Raw genomic sequence first — 22,911 nt, 5'->3', positions numbered from 1 at the left:
GGTCTGGTCTCGACCACGATGGACTATGCGCGGTTCTGCCAGATGCTGCTCAACGCCGGAACGCTCGACGGATCGCGGATCATCGGCCGCAAGACGCTGGAGCTGATGGCCTGCGATCATCTCGACGCCGGCGTCAAGATCCAGGGCACGCTGACGCAGCCCGGCCACAGCTTCGGCCTCGGCTTTGGCGTGCGCACGCAACAAGGCATTGCTCCCTTCATGGGCTCGGTCGGCCAATTCTTCTGGAGCGGCATGGGCGGGACGTTCTTCTGGATCGATCCGAAGGAGGACCTGTTCGCCGTGTTCAAGTCGCAAGGACCGGGCCAGCGCGTCTATACCCGCACGCTGGTGCGCAACATGGTGTACGCGGCGCTGGAGTGATGGCGTCCCTTCGTTCGTTGACGAACTGACGCCATTGGCGTGTGATGAAATCAGATTGAACTGTAACCACGATGAAAGTGCACTCCCTCTCCCTTTGGGAGAGGGTTTGGGGTGAGGGATTACGGTCTAAGATATAGAACGCCCCTCACCCGAAGCCTCGCTAGCGCTCCGGCTTCGACCTCTCCCCGACGGGGAGAGGTGAAATCAGAATCAACTGATCGTGGCGCCGCCGTCGATCACGACCGTCTGCCCGGTCACGAAAGTGCCGGCGCGTGAGGCGAGAAACACCGCCGCACCCGCGATCTCGTCGGGTTCGCCGATGCGCAACAGCGGCGAACGCGAAGTGGAGGCTTTCAATGTCTCCGGATTTTCCCACAAGGCACGGGCGAAGTCGGTCTTGATCAGGCCGGGTGCGATGCAGTTCACGCGGATATTGTGCTTGCCGTATTCGCAGGCGAGATTGCGTGCAAGCTGCATGTCGGCAGCCTTGGAAATCGCATAGGCGCCGAGAACCGGCGTACCCTTGAGGCCGCCGATCGACGAGATGATGGTGATCGACCCGTCCTTGCGCCCGATCATCTGCGGCACCACCAGCGAAATCAGCCAGTGATTGGCGACGATATTGTTGTCCAGAATCTTGCGGAACTGCTCGTCGGAAATTCCACCCTGCGGTCCGTAATAGGGATTGGATGCGGCGTTGCAGACGAGCGCGTCGATCTTGCCGAAGGTACGGTTGGTTTCCTCGACCAGATTTTTCAGATCGTCCTTGGTGGAGATGTTGGCGGCGAGTGCGAGCGCGACCCGTTTGCCGCATTTGTCGTTGATCGCTTTCGCCACCTCCTCGCAAGCCGCCTGCTTGCGCGAGGAGATCACGACGCTGGCGCCGTGCTCGGCCATCCGTTCGGCGATGGCCCGGCCGATGCCGCGCGACGAACCGGTGATGACGGCGACTTTTCCCGACATATCGAACAAGGTCATGTCTCACTCCCGTTTCATTTGTCCGGCAGCGCGCCGGCGTTCTTTTGTTCTGCTTTAAGTCCGTGCTCAGGCAAGTTTGCTTGCGGTCGCGATCTCCGGCCCCGCCGGCTGATGCATGGCGTTATGAGAGGCGTCCGCGATCCAGGGCTGCTGATTGACCATCGGCACGCGCCAGCCGCTGTGATCGCGACCCGCGAGATGGTCGAGCCGGGTGACCGAACAATTGTCGATGGTAAAGGCGAGCCCCTTCTCCGGCTGATTTCCGAGCGCCAGCCCGATCGCGGCCTTGATGGTTCCGCCATGCGCGACCGCGACCACATCCTTGCCGGCGTGCTCGGTGTTGATCCGTTCGATCGCACTGCGGACGCGGTTGTAAAGATCGAGAAAACTCTCGCCGCCCGGCGCACGATCATCGATCGGCGCGAACCAGTAGCTGCCGACCGCCGCCGGGCGGCTCGCCATGAACGCCGCGCGGTTCAATCCTTGCCACTCGCCGAGATGTTGTTCGGCGAACGCCCGCTCATGGTGCAACTGTTCCGGTCCTGGAAATCCCGCCGACCAGATCGCCTGCGCTGTCTGATGAGTCCGTTTCAGATGGCTTGCATACCAGACCGCACCGCGCGGCAAGATCTTGCCGACTGCCTCGAACACCACGCGGTCGCTGGTATCGCAACCGATATCAATCTGGCCATAAATGCAGCCGCCATCGTCGCGCACCGGCGCGTGACGGACCCACCACCACCGTGTCGCGACCAAGCCATTGGGAATGGCGTGCTGGAGGACGAATGGCGCGGCTTCATTGGACATCGCGAGAACCCTTCAATAGTGTCCTAAGTCAGAGAGAACGACGCCTCAAGTGGGTCTCGGGCGTTTCAAACCTTGTTTGAAATCGCGCAAGGCGGCAACAGCTATTGCTTTCTTCGCGCTCCGCCAAGAGAGCCTTGAATGGAATTGATCAGGGAGCAACGCATGGGTCGCCTGGAGGGTAAATCCGTCATCATCACCGGCGCCGGCAGCGGTATCGGACGCGCCGCCTCGCTCCTGTTTACCAGGGAAGGAGCAAGGCTGATCGCGGTCGACCGCGCCGAGAGCGTCAAGGGCACCGTCAACCAGGTGCGCGAGGCCGGCGGCACCGCGGAGGCCGTGATCGCCGATGCCGGTTCCGAAAAAGACGTCATTGCGTTCGTTGACAAGGCGGTTTCCACTTACGGGCGGCTGGATGCGATCTGGGCCAATGCTGGCGTCAGCGGCGGGCTGGTGCCGCTTGCCGAACAGACCGTCGAACACTGGCAGGAAATCTTGCGGATCAATCTGATCGGCCCATTCCTTGCCATCAAACATTCGATGCCGCACATGATCAGGCAGCGATATGGCTCGATCGTCTGCACCGCATCGGTTGCCGGACTGAAGTCGGGCGCCAGCGGTCATCCCTACGGGGCAAGCAAGGCCGGCGTCATCAGCCTGGTGCAGACCACCGCCTATTCGCTGTCGGGCACCGGGGTGCGGATCAACGCGATATGTCCCGGCCTGATCGAGACCGGCATGACCAAACCGATCTTCGACAATGCCAGGGAACGCGGTACCGACGGCAAGATCGGACAGCTCAATCCACTCAAGCGCGCCGGCCAGCCGCATGAGCTCGCCGCCATGGGCCTTTTCCTTGCGAGCGACGAGGCGTCTTATGTCAACGGCCAGGCCATCCCGGTCGACGGCGGCCTCACTGCCTCGATGCCGTATACGGGCAAACCGATCTAACGCATGATCCGGAAAAGTGTGCAGCGGTTTTCCCTCGCGACAAACGCGGAACGCGTTTGCGCGGAGATCATGCGCAAACAATGAACTAAAGCGCGATGGGTCACTTGCGGCGCCCGCCTTCGAATTAATGAAGTACAGCACTGACGGAATGACACCTCTTCGTGTCCCGGGTGCGGTGCGGCGTGCTCCCGGCGATGCGAAGCATCGTCCGGTACGCCGCTTCGCTGAACCGGGACCTGTTTGTGCCGCGAAGGAATGGATCCTGGTCCTGCAGCGCATCATTTTCGCTCCGCTGATACTGCGCTGCGCCCGGGACACGCGGCCGCTCCTACTCATTCCCGCGGCACGATCTGCCCGAGCTCTGCCAAGTTTCACCCCCAAAACAAAGAGGGCGCAGGGAATGCCGGGTGCGCGATGCACCCGCAGCCTCGCGTGCGAATGAAAAAAGCACACGAGCAAGTCACCACAGGTTCACCGAAACGATCCGGCATTCCCCGCGCGAATGGTTTTAACGGTTTCCTTCATGCTCTTCCCGGGGACCGGGCTTTCTTGCCCCCGTCGCTCGTGGATCGCTCCACGACCTTAGCGCCAGCATCGGGGCGCCAGAACCACACGACTTTGCCGTCCGCGACCGGCGCATTCGTCTTAAGCACCACTCGCGTCCACCGCATCCCGCACCCTACGTCCGTGACGATCGCGATACGCCCCTCTTGTGAGGCGGGACATCGCAACCGTGAGGTGTTTCGGGGTCAAGCAGCAAGCGGCGGCGGCTGCGACAGATTGGCACGACGGGCAATTTGCGCATGGCGGCAATGCATGATTCGATCGTGGCGCATTGGTCGGTCGCTTCAACTTTGCCCAGACCGACAAGGCGGCAAGACCGAGGGCATGGTCGCCCGTGGCGAGCCGACCGGCATCAGCGTCGGTTATTGCGTCGGTCTTGATCCTACTGCGCGGGGACGACGCGCCCTTCGCGCATTTCTCTAAAAGATTGCCGCAAGATCTGGATCGAGGACGTCAGGAATAAACCCGCCATTACCGCGGCCACCAACAGGTCGGGCCATTTCGTGGCGGTCCCCCACACGGCCAAGGCAGCGATCATCACCGTCACATTCCCGATGGCATCATTTCGAGAACACAACCAAACGGAGCGCACGTTGGCGTCGCCGTCCTTGTAACGCATGAGAATAAGAACGCTCGCCACGTTAGCCGCCAAGGCCAAAATTCCGATTGCTCCCATTATTTCAGCGCGCGGTATGCCAAGGATGAGAACGTGATACGCGGTAGAGCCAAGAACCCAAAGCGCCATCGCGGTCAGGCTCAGGGCCTTCAAGATTGCTGCACGTGCGCGGATTTGAATTGATGTACCAATAACCGCAAGACTGATGCCATAAGTTGTAGCGTCGCCCAGGAAATCGAGCGCGTCGGCCTGAAGCGCTTGTGATCCAGCCACTGCTCCGGCTCCCATTTCGACCAGAAACATGGTCGCGTTGATGGCAATGACAAGCCATAGTCGGCGCTTGTAATCAGCCGAGAGCCCTTCAAACGTTGCGCCGTGACCACAGCAATCCGCGCCCATGCGACCTCCTGCTGCCATTCATATAGCTATTGGCCACGGCGTTACACAATCACGTCAATACCGTCCTCATGCGATTGACCGTCAATCGGTATCCTTAGGACCCTGCTGGCAAATTTGTGAACGGGGGCGTCTTTGCAGCGCTCGGCCCGTGTGAGAGTATAAGCGGCATGAATGTTCGCCGACCATTCAAACTCTTACTCGTCGTTCTCGTGACTGCGGGGTTGACGATTGCGCCGCTTGCCAGCCCTGCGGCGGCCGAGCATCTATCGGCCGGCAAGATGATGCAAATGGCGGATACGTCGGACTCGATGTCTGATATGCCGTGCTGCCCCGACAAGCAGAAGAGCAATGATTGTCAGGATTGTCCGCTCATTGCGATCTGCATGTTGAAGTCGTTGCAGGCCGGTCCATCGACGCAGCCTGTAGCAATGGATGGGCCGGCGCATCTGCGGCTGCGTCCGGCAGACGACCACGCTATCGATGGTCTGGCCCGTCCACCTCCAGAGCATCCTCCTCGACATCTGGTCTGACCGGCGCCGCTAGCGCCGGTTGCCGCCGCGCGGGCCCAGGCTCGCGCTGACGTCGCACGCCGCATGCCGCGGCAGACCAAATGCAATCGAGGAATGGAAAAATGAAATCGCTCGACATTTCGCGCGCCCTTGGGGCCGCGCTCATAACCGTCGCCATCTCTGGCACCGCCAACGTGGCGCTAGCGGACATCAAGGACTACGAATTCCAACTCGTCGATCAGACCGTTCAGGCGGGCCCGGACAAGATCATCACCGTTCGGCTGATGAACAAGAAAACCGGCAAGCCTGTGCCTGACGCGGTCATCTTCGCCACGCGCCTGGACATGGCGCCAGACGCCATGCAGGAAATGGCCACCAAGGTGACGCCGATGCCGGGCACGGAGCCTGGGACCTATCGGTTCAAGGCAAACTTCGGCATGGCCGGACACTGGCAGCTTTCACTCGGCGCCAAGGTGCAAGGCGAGACCGGCACGGTCGAAGACAAGCTCGTCATCACGGCCGACAAATGATCCGCCTCGGCCTGGCCGGCGCCGCTGCCGCGATTGTGGCAGCAGCAGGCGCCATTTTGATCGGCGGCGGTGGACTACCGTCGCGGCCGGTCGCCACCCCCATGGTTTCCGCCGCTGCTGCGGCGGATGCCGGCACGCCGATCTATTTCCAGGATCCGGACGGCAAACCGTTCTACTCGTTGACGCCGAAGAAGACACCGGACGGGCGCGATTGGCGCTCCGTGCCGGCGAGCGCCGACGTCAGCTTCGACGAGCCCAAGGAGCCACCGACTGAAACCAGGAACGCCGAGGCCAGGACCGAGCGCAAGATCAAATACTACCGCAATCCTATGGGGCTGCCGGATACTTCACCGGTGCCGAAGAAGGACTCGATGGGGATGGCCTACATTGCCGTCTACGAAGGCGAGGACAGCGATGACGGCTCCGTGAAGCTCTCGCCTGGCAGGATTCAGCGGACGGGCGCCAAGTCCGAGCCGGTCATGCGGCAGCCCGTCAGGTCGGTCATTCGGGCGCCGGGAACGGTCCAGGAGGACGAACGGCGCGTCTCCGTCGTCGCGCTGCGTTTTGAAGGCTTTGTGGAAAGTGTCGCCAACGTCACGACCGGCGATCACGTCCACAAGGGGCAGATGCTGATGAACGTGTACAGTCCTGCGCTCTCAAGCGCCGCTGCCGAATATCTCTCCGCGCTCAATGCGGGTGCGACGGGAAAGGAGTTGAAAGGCGCGCGCAGGAGATTGGAGAACCTCGCCACGCCGGAGATGGCCATCAGGGAGCTCGAACGGACGCGCGAAATCTCGCTCTCGATCCCCTGGCTCGCTCCGCAGGACGGCGAAATCCTCGAGCGCAACGCGGTGAACGGCATGCGGGCCGGCCCCGGCGATGTTCTGTTCAGGATCGCCGACCATCAGCTCGTCTGGATCCTCCTTGACGTCGCGGAGCGCGATCTCAGTCAGGTCTCCGTCGGAACAAAGGTGACGATCCGGCCCCGTGCCTTGGGCGGCCAGACTTTCACCGGGGCGGTGGGTTTGATCTATCCACATCTGATGGCCCAGACCCGCACCGCACGCATCCGCGTTGAAGTGCCCAACCCTGACGAGGCACTGCGGCCAGAAATGTATGTCGATGCGGAGATCGAAACTGGCACGCCGGACCCGGTGCTCGCCGTTCCCGAAAGCGCGGTCCTCGATGGCGGCACGCGCCAAGCTGTTCTGGTCGATAAGGGCACGGGCCGCTTTGAGCCGCGCGAGGTCAAGCCCGGACGTCGCGGCGGCGGGTACGTCGAAATCACCGATGGCCTCTCCGAGGGCGAGGCAGTCGTGACCTCCGCCAACTTCCTGATTGACGCCGAAAGCAATCTGAAGGCGGCATTGAAGGGATTTTCGGAGGCTAGCGGCACGCTGCCCGCCGAGCCGGCCGAAGGCATGGGGGCGCGCCCATGATCGCGCGCGTCATCGCCTGGTCGGCTCGCAATCTGCTGCTGGTGCTGTTCGGCACCGGCTTCGCTGCCGCGGCCGGAATCTACGCAGTGGTCCATTTGCCGCTTGATGCCATTCCCGATCTCTCGGACACGCAGGTAATCGTCTACACCGAATATTCCGGTCAGGCGCCGCAGGTGATCGAGGATCAGGTCACCTATCCTCTGACAACCGCGATGCTCACTGTTCCGAAATCCAAGGTGGTGCGAGGCTTTTCCTTCTTCGGCGTGTCGTTCGTCTACGTCATCTTCGAGGATGGCACCGATATCTACTGGGCACGCTCGCGGGTGCTCGAATTCCTCAACGCAGCCAGTTCGCGGCTGCCGTCGGGAGTGACCCCGACCATCGGTCCGGACGCGACCGGTGTGGGCTGGGTCTATCAGTATGCCGTGATGTCGAAGGAGCTGAACCTTGCCGACACGCGCACCATTCAGGACTGGAATATCAAATTCGCGCTCGCCAAGGCGGAAGGCGTTGCCGAAGTCGCAAGCGTGGGCGGCTTCGTCAAGCAGTACAACGTGATCCTCGACCCCCAGCGGATGCGGGACCTTGGCATCACCATGCAGAAGGTTCGCGAAGCGACCCGCGCCAGCAATGCTGACGTCGGAGGCCGCACCGTCGAGCTGTCGGAGTTTGAGTACGTCATCCGCGGCAAGGGTTATCTGAAGGGTATCGACGATCTCGGCAACATCGTCCTGAAGACCGATAAGGGCACGCCTGTCCTTTTGCGAGACGTCTCTCGCGTCGAGTTGGGTCCGGACGAGCGGCGCGGCATCACCGAACTGAACGGCGAAGGCGAAGTCGCGAGCGGCATCATCCTCCAACGCTTCGGCATGAACGCGCTTGACGTGATCGAGAACGCCAAGAAGCGCTTCAAGGAGATTGCGACGAGCCTTCCGAAATCGGTCGAGATTGTGCCGGTCTATGACCGGTCGAACCTGATCTATGCAGCCATCGACACGCTCGGGCACACGCTGTTCGAGGAAAGCCTGATCGTTGCGCTGGTTTGCATCGTGTTCCTGCTGCACGTCCGCAGCGCGCTCGTCGCCATCCTGATGCTGCCGGTCGGCATCTTGATGGCGTTCGGCGCGATGAAGCTGCTCGGGATCGGCTCCAACATCATGAGCCTGGGCGGCATTGCGATCGCCATCGGCGCCATGGTCGATGCTGCGATCGTCATGATCGAGAATGCCCACAAGCATCTGGAGCGGGCCGAGCCCGGTCGCTCCCGGCTTTCGATCCTGATCGACGCCGCCTCGGAAGTGGGGCCTGCGCTTTTCTTCAGCCTCTTGATCATCACTGTCTCTTTCATGCCGATCTTCACGCTGGAGTCGCAGGAGGGACGGCTGTTCAGCCCGCTGGCGTTCACCAAGACCTTCTCGATGGCGGCGGCGGCGCTGCTGTCGGTGACGCTGGCGCCGGCGCTGATGGTCATCTTCGTCCGCGGCCGGATCGTTCCCGAGCACAAAAATCCCATCAACCGCTTCCTGATCTGGGTCTATCGCCCGGTGATCAAGGGCGTGATGCGTGCCAAGACACTGGTCATCCTGCTCGCGCTCGGCGTGCTGGCTGTGTCGATTTGGCCGGCGCAGCAGCTCGGCACGGAATTCATGCCTAATCTCAACGAGGGCACGCTGCTCTACATGCCGACGACGCTGCCGGGCATATCCGTCACCAAGTCTGCCGAACTGATGCAGACGCAGGACAGGATCATCCGCTCCTTCCCGGAGGTCGCATCTGTCTACGGCAAGGCCGGGCGCGCCTCGACATCGACCGATCCGGCTCCGACCGAGATGTTCGAGACCGTGATCAACCTCAAGCCGAAAGAGCAGTGGCGGCCCGGGGTCACCCTCGATGGCCTGACTGCGGAGATGGACAAGGCGCTGCAGTTCCCCGGCGTTTCAAACGCCTGGACCATGCCGATCAAGGCGCGCATCGACATGCTCTCCACCGGCATCCGAACGCCGGTCGGCGTCAAGGTGATCGGCACCGATCTTGTCGAGATCGACCGGCTGGCCAGGCAGATCGAACAGGTGCTGAGAGCCGTTCCCGGCACCTCGTCGGCCTACGCCGAGCGCGGGATCGGCGGCTATTACCTCGAAGTGACGCCCGATCGGTCGGCGCTTTCGCGCTACGGCATCATGGTCCAGGATGTTCAGGACACGATCGGAACGGCGCTGGGCGGGCAGACCGTGACGACAACGGTAGAGGGTCGTCAGCGCTTCACCGTCAACCTGCGCTATCCGCGCGACCTTCGTGACAATCCGAAGAAGATCGCAAGCGATATTCTCGTCCCGATGCCGGCGGGAGGGGCCGTGCCACTCGGAGAGGTCGCGACGGTTCAACTCGCGCGGGGCCCGACGACGATCCGGACGGAAAACGCCCAGCTTGCGACCTATATCTATGTCGACATCCGCGACCGCGATCTCGGTGGCTATGTTGCCGACGCCCAGCGCGCCGTCCAGGCAAGCATCCAGTTTCCGCCCGGCTACTACGTGATGTGGAGCGGCCAGTACGAATATCTGGAGCGCGCGACGGCGCGGCTGAAGATCGTAGTGCCGGTGACGCTACTGATCATCTTCCTGCTGCTCTACCTCAACTTCCGTTCCATCACCGAGACCCTGATCGTGATGCTGTCGCTGCCATTCGCGCTGGTCGGCGGGCTTTGGCTGATGTGGTGGCTCGGCTTCAACATGTCGGTTGCGGTCGCGGTCGGCTTCATCGCGCTCGCCGGCGTAGCGGCAGAAACCGGCGTGGTGATGCTGATCTACCTCAATCAGGCGCTGGCGGAGATCACCAAGCAACGCGAGATCGAGAAGCGCGCGGTTACGCGCAGCGATCTTTACGACGCCATCATGGAAGGCGCGGTGGAGCGCGTTCGTCCGAAGATGATGACCGTCGTCGCTATCATGGCGGGATTGCTGCCAATCATGTGGAGCACGGGTACCGGCTCCGAGATCATGCAGCGGATCGCGGTGCCAATGATCGGGGGGATGATCTCGTCAACATTGTTGACCCTGATCGTCATCCCCGCGATCTTCGGATTGGTAAAAGAGCGCTCGATTCGAGCCAAAGCTGCCGCTTCGGCTGTGGAGGATGGTGGTGTCAGTCTCGCCCCGCTCGATTCCACCGCGCCGCCTGCAACCTCGCACGGAGGATCAAGGTAAGGCGCATGCGACCATGGAGGATTGAACTTTCCTATTTGATTTCGCGCGCAAAGATTGATGCAGGATGCAGGGATGAATACCGGCGCAATGTTAGGACGGCTTGTTGCAGCGACAATCGCAATTGCGTTTGTATCGTCTGTGCCGGCACTTGCGCAAACGCTTGAGCAAGCACTTGGTCAAGCGTACCGCAATAACGAAACTCTGAACGCTGAGCGGGCGAGCCTGCGCGGAATCGACGAAGAGGTTCCGCAGGCTCTTTCAGGTTTTCGCCCGCGAGTGGAGGCGACGACGTACCTCGGTCGTCGATACCTGAACGAACAGGGAGCCGACGGCGAGCGGGAAACTTCGACGACCACACCCCGGGGTGTTGGCCTCACGGCAGCACAAACGATCTTCAACGGATCCCAGACGTCCAACCGTGTGCGGATGGCCGAGAACCAGGTGCTGGCGGGGCGGGAGGTACTGCGGGTGATGGAGCAGACGGTGCTGCTGGATGCCGTAACTGCCTATATGGACGTGCTGCGCAACGCCGCGGTCCTTGAACTACAAAGGCGCAATCTCGACTCGCTGCACGAGCAACTCGAGGTTACGCGCAATCGGCAGATAGCCGGACAGCTGACCTTCGCCGACGTGGCGGAAGTACGGTCCCGATTCGCGAGTGCACGGTCGGAAGTGTTGGCTGCGGAGGCGGCAAATGACGCTTCGCGAGCGACGTTTGAGCGAGTGATTGGCAGCCAGCCCGGCAAGTTGACGCCAGGTCAACCAGCCGATCGCTTCGTGCCCTCGACACTCGATGCCGCCATCGACGTTGGGCGCACCGAACATCCGGCCGTCACGGCTGCAATGTACGGCGCCGATGTCGCCCTGCTGCAAACGAAAATTGCCGAAGGCGCGCTCTACCCCACGGTGACGCTGGAAGGCAATGTCAGGCGTCGATGGGACGCCACGCCAGAGCAGTTTTTGCCCTTTCCAGGGACGAGCACCGACGCTTCAATCGTCGGCCGGGTCGTCGTCCCGCTGTATCAAGGCGGGAGCGAGTACGCGAAGATACGCCAGTCGAAAGAAGCGATCGGCCAGAAGCGACTGTCGCTCGAAGCAGTGCGCAAGCTCGCCAAGGCCACCGTTGTCCAGGCATGGGGCCTGACGAATGCCGCGAAAGCGCAGATCGAGTCGGTACAATCCCAGGTGCAGGCGGCGGAGATCGCCTATGATGCCGTGCGAAGCGAATTCGGGGCCGGCCAGCGCAGCACCTTCGAGCTCCTCACCTTGCAGCAGGAGCTTCTTAATTCCCGGGTCGCGCTGGTCAATGCCCAGCGAGCACGCGTGGTGACCTCGTACACCTTGCTCTCGGCAGTCGGGCGGCTGTCGCCGCAAGTGCTTGGCCTGCCCACCAAGCTTTACGACCCGTCGGTCCACTATGACCAGGTTCGGGATTCCTGGTTCGGGATTCGCACACCGGATGGCCGGTGATCAGAATGCTGCGAAGCGCGCGGTTTTGACGAGCTTGCATGGAGTTGCGTCGGTGCGGGCTGATCTGAGCACCCAGTCGTGTGCTCGGCCGGGAAGAGGCGGAGAATATGGCGCCCTACTTCCTCTTTTGCAGAACGTCGAACCAGACCGCCAGGCTGATGATGAGGCCCTTGATGATCAACTGGTAGAATGAGGAGACGCCGAGCAGACTCATGCCGTTGTTGAGAACGCCGATGATCAGCGCGCCGATGATCGTGCCGCCGATCGTACCCGAGCCACCTGCAAGGCTGGTGCCGCCGATCACGACCGCCGCGATCGCGTCAAGTTCGAACATCGTGCCCAGATTGGGCGAGGCGCCATTCAGCCGCGAAGCCAGCAGAATTCCAGACAGCGCCGCAAGCAGCGACACGGTCACGTAGACGATCATTTTGGTCTGGAAAATATTGATGCCGGACAGCCGTGCCGCTTCTTCGTTGCCGCCAAGCGCGTAAAGACGCCGGCCGAACCGCGTGTGACCGAGCGCGAAGCTCGCTACAGCCGCGATGACGACAAAGATCGCCACCGGAACGGGAAGCCCGTCACTCCACCCGAAGGCATAAAACGCCAGCGCAAAGCCTGCCGGGGCGACAATGACGGCGGCCGCCAATTGGTCGAGATTGCCGGGATGCGATTTCTTTCGCTCGCCTGCACGGCGAACCAACATAACGACGCAGACGAGCGCACCGATTGCAAGGATGATGACGGTTGCTAGCGGCGGAATGTAAGCGCCGCCGAGCGCAGCAAAGGACGGATCGGCCACCGGAACCGAGCTGCCCCCGGACAGGGTCAGGGCCACGCCGCGCCCGATCGTCAGCATGCCGAGCGTGATGATGAACGGCGGGATATGGTAACGCGCGATCCAAAAACCGTTCCACAGGCCGATGAGCCCGCCGACGACCACCAGCGTCACAGGTACGGCGACCCAGGCGGCCAGCCCATATTGCATCAGCAAGGTCACGACCACGGCCGCGACGCCGACGACGGAGCCGACGGACAAATCGATACCGGCGATCAGAATGACCATGGTCATCCCGACGGCGATGATGCCGACGATGGTCACCTGCCGCGCGACGTTGCTTAAGTTGCGCGCGCCGGCAAAGGTAGGATCGGCGAGCGCAAGCGCGGCCGTGAGGACCACCAGCGCTATCAGCGTCGCGTTGGTCCGTATGAACTGGAGGGTCGGATTCTGGCGCATCAGTGACCCATCCGCCGGGCGCCGGTCGCAAATTCCATTATCGCCTCCCTGGTCGCGTTCTCGCGCGAAAATTCCGACACGACGCTGCCTTCGCTCATCACGAGGATTCTGTCGCTCATCCCGAGGACCTCGGGCAATTCCGATGAGATGATGACGATGGCCACGCCCTCGGCGGCCAAGCGATCCAAGAGCCTGTAGATTTCGACCTTGGCGCCGATGTCGACGCCACGCGTCGGCTCGTCCAGAATGAGAATCTTCGGGTTCGCGTTGAGCCATCTTCCGAGAATGATCTTTTGCTGGTTGCCGCCGCTCAGCAATGCCACTGGCGTATCGATATCCGGCGTCTTTATCCCAAGCTCTGCGACGTATTTCTCCACCAGGGCGCGTTCGCGGGCAGCGTCGATCAGGCCCGAAAATCGCGCGCTGATGGTCTTGAGCGAGGCAATGGTCGTGTTGAAGGCAACCGACTGACCGAGGAACAGGCCGAGCGCCTTGCGGTCTTCCGTCAGAAGCGCGATTCCATGGTCGACGGCGTCACGGGGCGAGCGGATGTCGATCCTTTGGCCTTCGACCCGCACCTCGCCATGGGTCAGGTGCGGATATGCGCCGAAGATCGCCGAGACGAGTTCCGTTCGTCCCGCCCCCATCAACCCGGAAATGCCGAGGATTTCGCCGCGATGGACCGAAAATGATGTTTTTTTGACTCTCTTCTCGCCGGGCAGATCGGGATGATCGAGTTCGAGATCCCTGACCTCCATGATCCTCTCGCCTCGCCGGCGGGTGCTCCTCGGAAACATCTCGCTGATATCGCGACCGACCATTCGGGCAATGATCTGGCCAAGCGTGACGTCCTCGATCGCGGCAGCTTCCCCGATAGTCCGTCCGTCGCGCAGCACCACGACGCGATCGGCGATCTCCTTGATCTCCTCCATCTTGTGGGAGATGTAGCACATGCAGACGCCATCCTGCTTCAGCTTGCGAATGATCCCAAAGAGGTCCGCGACTTCCGGCTCGGTCAAGGCGGAGGTCGGTTCGTCGAGAACGAGAATGCGCGCACGCTTCGACAGGGCCTTGGCAATCTCGACCACCTGCTGCTTGCCGACGCTGATATTCTTCACCTTCTCGGCCGGCTTGAGATCATCGATCCCAAGCTCGTCAAGCAGGGTTTTTGTAGCGGAATTCAAGGCGCGCCAATCGATGACGCCAAAACTGTTGGTGGGCTCGCGGTCGAGGAAGATATTTTCGGCCACCGTCAATTGAGGAAAGAGATTGAACTCTTGATGAATGATCGCGATACCCGACTGCTCGGCCTCCCTGGTGTCACGAAATCGCTTCCGTTCCCCCTCGATGTAGATTTCGCCCTGATAGGTGGGATAAGGCCAGATGCCGCCGAGCACCTTCATCAGGGTCGATTTGCCCGCGCCATTCTCCCCCACAAGCGCCAGAACTTCACCCGCACGCGCCTCGAAGTTGACGTCGTCGAGCGCCCTCACCCCCGGGAATTCCCTGGTGATGTGCTCCATCCTGAGAACGACTTCGGACATTCGCGTGACTAGTGTCCCGGTTCTGACATTCGTATCCTATCGCGGATGGTTCGTTTACGAATGTCAGAACCAAAGGGACACTAGAGCTCCGATTCCGAAGTTCGCAAGCTAACGCGGCGACCTCTGATGCGAACTTCGGAATCAAAGGAGCTCTAGCAACTTATTGATTCTAGTGCGGCTTTGAATTTGAAGTTCCTATCACGAACTTAGCCGCGATACCGATAGGAACTTCAAATTTGCCGCACTAGCAAATATTGGATTCTAGAGCCTTTTCGGTTCTGATTGAATCAGAACCGAGGCTCTAATCTTTTGTTTTGACGCGTTTTCTTCACGCGAACCGGTATCCACTTCGCTCGAAAACGCTATAGTGTGGTTTTAAATTTGACATTCGCTCTTCGAGAACTCGCGGCGATGCTGAAGCGAATGTCAAATCCACCACACTGGCTGCGCCTCCCGCACGACGCGGGGGAGTTTATTTCCCATATACCTGCTGACGGGTATAAAAACCCTCGGCGATGATCGTAGAGTCGAGGTTCGTCTTGTCGACGAGCACGACCGGGGTGACGATGGTCGGCACGTCAACGGCGCCGTTGTTGATCAACCTGTCGAACTTGAGCAGTGCCCTCGGGTCCTTGTCCGGATTTTGTGCAAGGGTCACGGCGGTTTCAACGGCGCTTTCGGCAAGCGGGGTGATCTTCTTCCATATTTCCGCCGCTTGCTTGCCTTGTGCGACAAACTGGATGTTGACAAGGTCAGCGTCGGAACCTGCGACGAAAACCTTGTCCGCATTCGCAAGACCCTGGGCGTCCAGCGCCGCGACGACGCCCCGCGCCATGCCGCTGTTGTTGCAAATCACCGCATCGATCTTGTTGCCGAACTTGGTGAGCAGATTTTCCGACGTCGCCATTGCCTTGTCGGGCGACCATCCTTCGTGCGACTGGTCGGCGACCAGCTTGAGATCGGGATTGGCCTTGAGCACCTCGAGAACGCCGCTGCTCATGGTGTTGGCGTTGGAATCTCCCGGTTGCCCGCGGATCAGCACGACATTGCCCTTGATCGATCCGTACCTTCCCTTGAGCCAGGCCACCATCGCTTCCGCTTGCAGCCTGCCCACGGCCCAGCTGTCCTGCATCACCATGGCATCGAGCGGACCGTTGACCAGCATGGAATCATAGCCAACGACCTTCACGTTGCTTTTGTGCGCCGAGGTCACCATGCTTCCGGCGGTGCCGGTGTTGACCGGCTGCAACACGATCACCCGCGCGCCCTGCGACAGCATGTTCTCGAATGCCGCCAACTGCGACTGTTCGTCGTTGTTGGCGGAATCGAAGATCACCTCGGCCCCCATCGCCTTGGCCCTGGCGAGGAAGGCAGCCTTGTCCCGCTGGTAGCGCTCCTCCTGCATGGTCTTGAGCAGAAAGCCGATTCTAATCTTGTCGGCCGCGCCGGCCGGATAAAGAGACAAGGCGAAGGGTGCCCCCAGCAGGCTCGCCATGCCGCCCAGGACGGTTCTACGCTGTACTTTCATGCTCGCTCCCGGAAAATCTGCTCCGCTCCCGATACCAGGCGGTCAAGTCCGCGATGAATTCTCTTTCGGAACATGCCGCTCGTCGAGATCACAATGCGGCAGTGTATCTATGCAGGCTCGACATCTGGAAGACCTCGGCCGCCTTGTTCGAGTGAAATTTTTGAGCGCTCGTCGACTTGCCGCATGGCCGAGCTAGATCATGATGCGATTAAGCAGAATCGCATCATGATCTCATCTCTTTGTTTGAGCATGATCTTTTCGGAAAACCGGTTTCCACTTTTCCGGATCATGCTCTCATGGTGCGTTCAGGCTGGATGGCGTATTATTCCGTTCGCGGGGAAATCCTGCTGCTCGCCCGCAAGGGTGCGATCACGGATCGCCGCCCTCGCCGTCTTCAATTGTTGTCCCGGGCAGCCTCGCCGGTGAAGGAGGGTCCCATGTACGCCGCTATTCGTCAGGGTAAAGCAAAGCCTGGCATGGTCGAAGAGCTCGCGCGCAGAATCAAGGAGGGCGCCATTCCCATTATCAGCGACGTTGAAGGCTTCATGGCCTACTACGTCGTGTATGCACCTGACGACACCGTGACGGCGATCAGCATCTTCAACCAGTATGCGCAAGCCGCGGAGGCAAACCAACGCGTACTCGCCTGGATCGAGCAGGATCTTGCGCCGCTGCTTGTGGGCCCGGCCACCGCAGTGGCGGGCCCGGTGATCGTGCACACGTTGGCCTAGCAAACCCACAAAATACAGCCGGTGCCGGCTGCCGGCTTGAACTTATCGCGTGCACCTGAGGGCTCCCGCGACCGCTGGATGCAGCCTCTCGGTGGTGAATCAGCGCGCGACGCCAACGCCTGAGATTGATACATTCGCCGGATCTTCGAATGAATCGGCGTTTTTCATGAAGCTTGATTTTTCCGATTACCCGATCAGCGGCCGAGGCTATGCCACAAGGCCGATGGCGTTTCTGGACATCGTTCCAGGGAAGATGCTCCAGGCCATCATTGAGCTGTCCTTGATCGAAACCGGGAGTCGGGCGGCCCGCGAGCGGTGGCAAAAAACGCAGGTTCGCAATCTGTTGACACACGCCGCACAGCGGTCCGCCTTTTGGCGTAATCGCGTTGGCGCCAAGCGAGCGGACCTCTCTGGGCTCCCCGTTCTGACACGAACGGAGCTCAAGCAGCAGGTCGAAACGGAAGGCTCGCTTTTGCGTCCTGCTGACGGTTTGGAAATTGCTACGCACAAGACATCGGGATCATCCGGGACACCGGTTGAGTTCCACGCATCCAAGATGAATTTTGAGTACAACAGTATACGGTATCTGGCGCAGGAGTTCATGAATGGAAAAGACCTGTCGGTGAACAGGACTCACATCAATGCCGCAAAAGCGAGCGCGGCAAAAAAACTGGCAGCCATTCCCTGCGGCTTTAGCGTGGAGAAGAATCCGTCCTGGCTCGGAGGCATCGGGTCAGTGTTCACGTCGGGCATTCTTAAGAAAATCGAGTGTCTCAACCCCAATCCGCGCGATCTTGTGCGTGAATTGCGCAAGGATGCGGTTGGCCAGCTCGTGGTGGGGCCGGGGCTTTTGACGACCATCCTTGGTCATTCCAGCGCCAAGCTGCTGGGTGAGCTTCGCGCGAGTGAAGTTGTCGTCTTTGGCGAAGCCATTGATACCGATGTGTGCCAGGCAATCGTCGCGCAGGGCATTGCCGTCAGCTTGACCTATTCTTCGGAAGAAGTTGGGCCAATTGGCTTCGAATGTCAGTCTGCGCCGGGTCACTATCACATCGCCACCAGCAACGTGATTGTTGAGCTCGAAGGTTCGCATGAAGTCGATGGAAAGAAACTGGGGCGCGTGCTGGTAACGCATCTGCACTCGTATGCAACACCTTTCGTCCGTTACGATTTGGGCGACCTTGCATTGCTCAGCGAGAACTGTCCATGCGGTCACGACGGCCCCACGATCCACAGCCTCTATGGTCGGCTAACCAATGCCCTCAAACGTCGCGACGGCACGCTGTCGGCATTTTATATCCGTGGTCCTGAACTCCGGGAAATCGTCGAGTATACCGAGTTCCGTATTCGTCAGCCGGCCTTCGATACGATCGTTATGGAGCTTGGCGGACGCGAAACCCTGACGGCGGAAGAGGTCAAAAAAATAACCGCATTTCTGAAGGCCCGGGCCGGTGACGAATTCAAGATCGACGTCGTCGCCTGCTCTGCGATTGACTGGGGAAGCAGTGCCAAAAAACTGAGTTTCAGATGCGAGGTTTAGGTCGATCAACCATCCCTTTGTTGACTGCACACGTACGAGGCCGCGACGCTCCAGCCTTCACAAGCCAGCTGGGAAAGAAGATGGGCATCTCGCACCGGTTGATCCGGTCCGAAGGGGATTTCGTCATTTCATGAAGTTCGACTTTTCCAAATACCGGATCTATGACCGCGGTTATGCTGAAAGGCCAATGGCATTTCTGGATCTGGTCCCCGCCAAGCTTCTCGCAGGCATATTCGAGCTGGCCTTGATCGAAACGGGAAACCGGGCAGCCCGGGACCAATGGCAAAAGACCCAGCTTCGCAACTTATTGGCACATGCAACCCAGCGATCCGGTTTTTGGCGCAGTCGCCTCGGCGCCAATCGACCGGACCTCGAAGCGTTGCCGATTCTGACACGAATGGAACTGAGGCATCAATCTCGGGAATTGGTTTTGCTTTAATTGAGCCGCCACCGAGGGCGGAATTACTGACAGTCCTCTGGTAAAAATCTCAAAAGCCCCGGTATTGCCTTGGGGCTCTCTTGCTGCGCTGTCAGCCAATTGCGCTTGCAGACCGTGTGTGCTTGCCGCCACACAAGGGGCCGAAAAGCGGAGTTGCCGGACTTATCAACATTTGAACATGGTTTATTCTTCAACAAGTGCCTTCCCGACGGCGGCAAGAAACGTGCTCGAACCTGGTCGACGCTACCCGCGCGCGGCGCGCGCTCGCCGACAACTCTCACCACTTGCCGCGCAAGCCATTCAACCCCGGACGCCCTCATGCAACGCAGTCACGAGCGCATTCTCACCACTCACACCGGAGCCCTCTTGAAGACGGGATAGCGCTCGACATCGGCGCGCGGCCAGCGTTTCCACGAGCCGCCAAACCCGCTCATGCGATGCCGGACGTGGAGAAAGAACCCCTCTCGCTGCTGTTCGCCGTTGTTGCCGATGTCGATGCCGGCTTCGATCTGTTTCGGAACGATTGCCTGCAACGCGGCGTGTCCGGCCCGTTCGATTTCGCCCTCGTCGACCTGCTCGCCGCGCGCGCGGCGGGAACCTATGTTGAACATCATTTGCACGCCGCCTCTCCGGAGTCTGTCACCGAAAAGCATCTGCCCTTCGCCAATCCTCGCCATGCCCATGAAGTGCGATGCCTCGAGGGCAACGCGATCCACCCCGATCAGATCGTCGTCTCCGGCGTCATCGATTCAACGACGAATTTCGTCGAGCATCCCGAAGTCGTGGCCGAGCGGATCGAGCGCGTCGCAGGCGCGCTTGGCGATCCCAGCCGCGTCGTCGCCGGGGACGGACTGCGGGTTCGACACCGCTGCCGGCGCCGGTCGTGTCGCCGACGACGTGGTGTGGGCAAAGCTGACCGCGCTGAGCGAAGGCGCCCGTATTGCCTCGGGCCGATTGTTCCCCAAAGCCTGAGCGGACATAACCCGTCAGCTTCCCGGGCTCAAACAGCCCCCGCCTTCTGCGCGTATTCCCAGGAAGCCTTGGACAACGGCACGGTGCGCGCGGCCGATTCCATTGCCTTGGCGCTCGCGGCGGTGCCGTCGCGGATGCGCCCTGCGATGCCTTGCGTGATGCAGGCAAGGCGGAACAGATTGTAGGAAAAATACCAGTTCAGGTCCGGCACCGCGCTCTTGGTGACGTCGCAATAGATTTGCGCGGCTTCTCCCAGGGTCGGAATGTTCAGCGTCTTGAAGTCGGCGTTGGCAAGCCCCGGCATGGTCCATTGCATCAACAGATAAGTGAAGTCGGCCATCGGATCGCCAAGCGTCGAGAGCTCCCAGTCCAGCACCGCGATCACGCGCGGTTCGATCGGGTGGAAGATCATGTTGTCGAGGCGGTAATCGCCGTGAACGACCGAGACACGTTCCTGCTGCGGTATGGTGCGCGGCAGCCACTCGATCAGCTTTTCGACCTCGGGAATGTTTTGGGTTTCCGACGCGCGGTATTGCTTGGTCCAGCGATCGACCTGGCGCGCGAAATAATTTCCGGGCTTGCCGTAATCGCCAAGACCGATCGCCTCGGGGTCATAGCTGTGAAGCTTGGCGAGCGTTTCGATCTTGCTGGTGAAGATCGCGCGCCGCGCCTCTTTCGTCTGGCTCGGAAGCGAGGGATCCCAGAACACCCGTCCCTCTTCCATCGACATGATGTAGAAGGCGGCTCCGATCACCGCCTCGTCAGTGCAAAGCGCGTACGCCCTGGCGACCGGAAACCCCTGGCGGCCAAGTGCTGAGATAACACGAAACTCGCGGTCCACCGCGTGCGCCGACGGCAACAATTTCCCGAACGGCTTTCGCCGCAGGACGTAGGAGCGGTCGGGGGTATCCAGCCGGTAGGTCGGGTTCGACTGCCCGCCCTTGAATTGCAGGACGGTCAGGGGCCCCCGGTAACCCTCGACATGCGCGCCCATCCACTGATCGAGGCGCGCTTCGTCGATCCGGTGCCGCTCCTCGACCGGCTTGGTGCCGGAAAAATCGTCATCGCTCCTGACGCCTTCGGTCACGCTACGCTCCCTCAATTTCTGGAGAGCACCGGAGGTGCTTCCTCTGAGAGCGGGATGAATTCAGGCTGAACCGTAGGTCAGCGCACTCGGTTTACCTCTCCCCTTGCGGGAGAGGTCGGATCGCATCGGCAGATGCGATCCGGGTGAGGGGGTTATGCGCCGTCGGGGAACCGAACCCCTCACCCCACCCCTCTCCCGCAAGGGGAGAGGGAGCGCACCTCCGAAGCCGCTACAACTTAGCCCGATCTCATCTCGCTTCTTAATTCATAGGAGCGTTTGCATACTTCCGAAGTTCAAGTCTGGCAATGGCGCGGTTATGGACCTCGTCCGGGCCATCGGCAAGCCGCATGGTCCGCATTGAGGCGTAGTCGCGCGCCAACCCCGCGTCGTCGGATACGCCGGCGCCGCCAAAGGCCTGGATCGCGTTGTCGATGATCTTCAGCGCCATGTTGGGCGCCGCCACCTTGATCATGGCGATCTCCAGCTGCGCGGTCTTGTTGCCGACCTTGTCCATCATGTCGGCGGCCTTCAGGCACAACAGGCGGTTCATCTCGATGTCGGTGCGGGCCTCCGCGATGCGCTGTTCCCAGATCGAGTGCTCGATGATCTTCTTGCCGAACGCGGTGCGCGACGACAGCCGCCGCACCATCTTCTCCAGCGCCTCCTCGGCCTTGCCGATGGTGCGCATGCAGTGATGGATGCGGCCGGGACCGAGACGGCCCTGCGCGATCTCGAACCCCCTGCCCTCGCCGAGCAGGATGTTTTCGGCGGGAACCCGCACGTTCTCCAGCAGCACCTGGGCATGGCCGTGCGGCGCATCGTCATAGCCGAACACCGGCAGCATCTTCTCGACCTTGATGCCGGGGGTGTCGAGCGGCACCAGGATCTGCGACTGCTGCTGATGCCTGGCCGCGGTCGGATCGGTCTTGCCCATGAGGATCGCGACCTTGCAGCGGGGATCTCCGACGCCTGACGACCACCATTTGCGGCCGTTGATGACATAATGAGCGCCGTCGCGCTTGATGCTGGTTTCGATGTTGGTCGCATCCGACGAGGCCACCGCGGGCTCGGTCATCAGGAAGGCGGAGCGGATCTCGCCATCCATCAGCGGCCGCAGCCATTTGCGCTTCTGCTCCTTGTTGGCATAGCGCATGAACACTTCCATGTTGCCGGTATCGGGCGCCGAGCAGTTGAACACTTCCGAGGCCCAGCTGATGTGGCCCATTTCCTCGGCGAGCAGCGCGTATTCCAGATTGGTCAATCCCGCGCCGCGGAATTCGTCGTCCTCATGCGCGGACGGCGGCATAAACATGTTCCAGAGGCCCTCGGCCTTCGCCTTCTTCTTGAGGTCATCGAGTACCGGGATCACCTTCCAGCGCGGACCTTCCTCGTCCTGCTTGCGATAGATCGGCAACGCCGGGCGGACATGCCTGGTCATGAAGGCCTGCACCCGCTCGAGCCATTCCTTCTGCTTGTCCGACAGATTGAAGTCCATGGGATGCTCCTCGCCTGTTCCTGGATTGTTGGCCGCACTGTCTGCCCGCCGCCAATTCGCCGCAAGGCCATTTATCGCTGGCCCCGCGGCAATGATGACGAAGGCGTGATGGGGCGGAGATGCGACGCCCGATCGCAGCGGATTGACATTTCCGACCCTTCAAACGATAGTTTCATACAACTGTTTGAATTGCAACGCCCCCAACGCATAGGGCCCATGAGATGGCGTCGGACCACACCAGGACCGCGATCCTCTCGGCCGCCGAGCGGCTGTACGCCGATCGCGGCTTTGGCGACGTCACGCTGCGCGACATCGTCGCTGAAGCCAACGTCAACCTGGCGGCGGTGAATTACCATTTCGGCTCCAAGGACGAGTTGATTGCCGAATTATTCGTGACGCGGTCTCTCGCGCTGAACCGCGAACGCCTGCGCGAATTGCGCGCGGCCGAAGAGCGCGGCAATGGCCGCGCGGCTGTCTCCGACATCTTGCGTGCGCTG

Annotated in this window: 21 protein-coding genes; 11 read left to right on the top strand and 10 right to left on the bottom strand. The window is 60.9% G+C overall.

Features of this window, described 5'->3' with window-relative positions; translation table 11 throughout:
- The coding region (locus VNX23_RS18960) for a serine hydrolase (RefSeq protein WP_325632480.1) at positions 1-381 on the top strand (381 nt) is incomplete at its 5' end.
- Between the two features lie 210 nt (positions 382-591).
- On the opposite strand, the gene VNX23_RS18955 is transcribed toward VNX23_RS18960, so the two are convergent.
- Together VNX23_RS18955 and VNX23_RS18950 are read right to left on the bottom strand one after the other, a co-directional pair.
- Positions 592-1,359 (bottom strand): SDR family oxidoreductase, encoded by a 768-nt coding sequence (locus VNX23_RS18955; protein WP_325632479.1) that lies wholly within the window; start codon positions 1,357-1,359, stop codon positions 592-594.
- Between the two features lie 66 nt (positions 1,360-1,425).
- Positions 1,426-2,166 carry a histidine phosphatase family protein gene (locus VNX23_RS18950; RefSeq protein WP_325632477.1) on the bottom strand — a complete coding sequence of 247 codons (741 nt, stop codon included), beginning with the start codon at positions 2,164-2,166 and terminating at the stop codon, positions 1,426-1,428.
- Positions 2,167-2,328: 162 nt separating this feature from the next.
- Between VNX23_RS18950 and VNX23_RS18945 the strand changes: the two genes are divergently transcribed.
- The gene (locus tag VNX23_RS18945) at positions 2,329-3,114 is read left to right on the top strand and encodes an SDR family oxidoreductase (RefSeq protein ID WP_325632482.1); all 786 of its coding nucleotides are present in this window, start codon (positions 2,329-2,331) and stop codon (positions 3,112-3,114) included.
- Between the two features lie 946 nt (positions 3,115-4,060).
- Here VNX23_RS18945 and VNX23_RS18940 read toward each other — a convergent pair.
- Entirely contained in the window at positions 4,061-4,693 is a 633-nt protein-coding gene (locus VNX23_RS18940) for a cation transporter (protein WP_325632476.1), read from the bottom strand.
- A 221-nt stretch (positions 4,694-4,914) separates the two neighbouring features.
- On the opposite strand from VNX23_RS18940, the gene VNX23_RS18935 reads away from it, so the two are divergent.
- From VNX23_RS18935 to VNX23_RS18915, 5 genes are all read left to right on the top strand, one after another.
- Positions 4,915-5,223: a hypothetical protein gene (locus VNX23_RS18935; protein WP_325632475.1), complete on the top strand. Its 309-nt coding sequence runs from the start codon at positions 4,915-4,917 to the stop codon at positions 5,221-5,223.
- Positions 5,224-5,324: 101 nt separating this feature from the next.
- Entirely contained in the window at positions 5,325-5,732 is a 408-nt protein-coding gene (locus tag VNX23_RS18930; protein ID WP_325632474.1) for a FixH family protein, read from the top strand.
- Positions 5,729-7,171, top strand: coding sequence for an efflux RND transporter periplasmic adaptor subunit (locus VNX23_RS18925; protein WP_325632472.1), 1,443 nt, complete (start codon positions 5,729-5,731; stop codon positions 7,169-7,171). The genes VNX23_RS18930 and VNX23_RS18925 overlap by 4 nt, the downstream gene beginning before the upstream one ends.
- Complete coding sequence (locus VNX23_RS18920; RefSeq protein ID WP_325632471.1) at positions 7,168-10,374, top strand: CusA/CzcA family heavy metal efflux RND transporter; 3,207 nt, start codon at positions 7,168-7,170, stop codon at positions 10,372-10,374. The genes VNX23_RS18925 and VNX23_RS18920 overlap by 4 nt, the downstream gene beginning before the upstream one ends.
- Before the next feature lie 72 nt (positions 10,375-10,446).
- Positions 10,447-11,844, top strand: a complete 1,398-nt coding sequence (locus tag VNX23_RS18915; RefSeq protein ID WP_325632470.1) for a TolC family outer membrane protein — start codon at positions 10,447-10,449, stop codon at positions 11,842-11,844.
- Between the two features lie 115 nt (positions 11,845-11,959).
- Here VNX23_RS18915 and VNX23_RS18910 read toward each other — a convergent pair whose 3' ends face one another.
- From VNX23_RS18910 to VNX23_RS18900, 3 genes are all read right to left on the bottom strand, one after another.
- Positions 11,960-13,078 carry a sugar ABC transporter permease gene (locus tag VNX23_RS18910; RefSeq protein WP_325632468.1) on the bottom strand — a complete coding sequence of 373 codons (1,119 nt, stop codon included), beginning with the start codon at positions 13,076-13,078 and terminating at the stop codon, positions 11,960-11,962.
- Entirely contained in the window at positions 13,078-14,622 is a 1,545-nt protein-coding gene (locus VNX23_RS18905) for a sugar ABC transporter ATP-binding protein (protein ID WP_325632467.1), read from the bottom strand. The genes VNX23_RS18910 and VNX23_RS18905 overlap by 1 nt, the downstream gene beginning before the upstream one ends.
- 472 nt (positions 14,623-15,094) lie before the next feature.
- Entirely contained in the window at positions 15,095-16,150 is a 1,056-nt protein-coding gene (locus VNX23_RS18900) for a substrate-binding domain-containing protein (RefSeq protein ID WP_325632465.1), read from the bottom strand.
- Positions 16,151-16,446: 296 nt separating this feature from the next.
- Between VNX23_RS18900 and VNX23_RS18895 the strand changes: the two genes are divergently transcribed.
- The 3 genes from VNX23_RS18895 to VNX23_RS18885 all read left to right on the top strand — a co-directional run bounded on the left by VNX23_RS18895 (position 16,447) and on the right by VNX23_RS18885 (position 18,860).
- On the top strand, positions 16,447-16,881 hold the full coding sequence (locus tag VNX23_RS18895; RefSeq protein WP_325632464.1) for an antibiotic biosynthesis monooxygenase: 435 nt from the start codon (positions 16,447-16,449) through the stop codon (positions 16,879-16,881).
- A 166-nt stretch (positions 16,882-17,047) separates the two neighbouring features.
- Positions 17,048-18,421, top strand: a complete 1,374-nt coding sequence (locus VNX23_RS18890; protein ID WP_325632462.1) for a hypothetical protein — start codon at positions 17,048-17,050, stop codon at positions 18,419-18,421.
- 130 nt (positions 18,422-18,551) lie between these two features.
- Complete coding sequence (locus VNX23_RS18885; protein ID WP_325632461.1) at positions 18,552-18,860, top strand: hypothetical protein; 309 nt, start codon at positions 18,552-18,554, stop codon at positions 18,858-18,860.
- 350 nt (positions 18,861-19,210) lie between these two features.
- Here VNX23_RS18885 and VNX23_RS18880 read toward each other — a convergent pair whose 3' ends face one another.
- The 4 genes from VNX23_RS18880 to VNX23_RS18865 form a co-directional block, all read right to left on the bottom strand.
- Complete coding sequence (locus tag VNX23_RS18880; RefSeq protein ID WP_325632460.1) at positions 19,211-19,474, bottom strand: hypothetical protein; 264 nt, start codon at positions 19,472-19,474, stop codon at positions 19,211-19,213.
- A 135-nt stretch (positions 19,475-19,609) separates the two neighbouring features.
- The gene (locus VNX23_RS18875; RefSeq protein WP_325632458.1) at positions 19,610-19,840 is read right to left on the bottom strand and encodes a hypothetical protein; all 231 of its coding nucleotides are present in this window, start codon (positions 19,838-19,840) and stop codon (positions 19,610-19,612) included.
- A 20-nt stretch (positions 19,841-19,860) separates the two neighbouring features.
- Positions 19,861-20,919, bottom strand: coding sequence for a phosphotransferase family protein (locus tag VNX23_RS18870; RefSeq protein ID WP_325632456.1), 1,059 nt, complete (start codon positions 20,917-20,919; stop codon positions 19,861-19,863).
- A gap of 259 nt (positions 20,920-21,178) precedes the next feature.
- Entirely contained in the window at positions 21,179-22,414 is a 1,236-nt protein-coding gene (locus tag VNX23_RS18865) for an acyl-CoA dehydrogenase family protein (protein WP_325632454.1), read from the bottom strand.
- A 221-nt stretch (positions 22,415-22,635) separates the two neighbouring features.
- Between VNX23_RS18865 and VNX23_RS18860 the strand changes: the two genes are divergently transcribed.
- Positions 22,636-22,911: helix-turn-helix domain-containing protein (locus VNX23_RS18860; RefSeq protein ID WP_325632452.1), on the top strand; the 276-nt coding region annotated here is incomplete at its 3' end.

The organism is Bradyrhizobium sp. (assembly GCF_035570375.1).
GTDB lineage: Bacteria > Pseudomonadota > Alphaproteobacteria > Rhizobiales > Xanthobacteraceae > Bradyrhizobium.
This window is presented reverse-complemented; position numbering and strand designations above follow the sequence as displayed.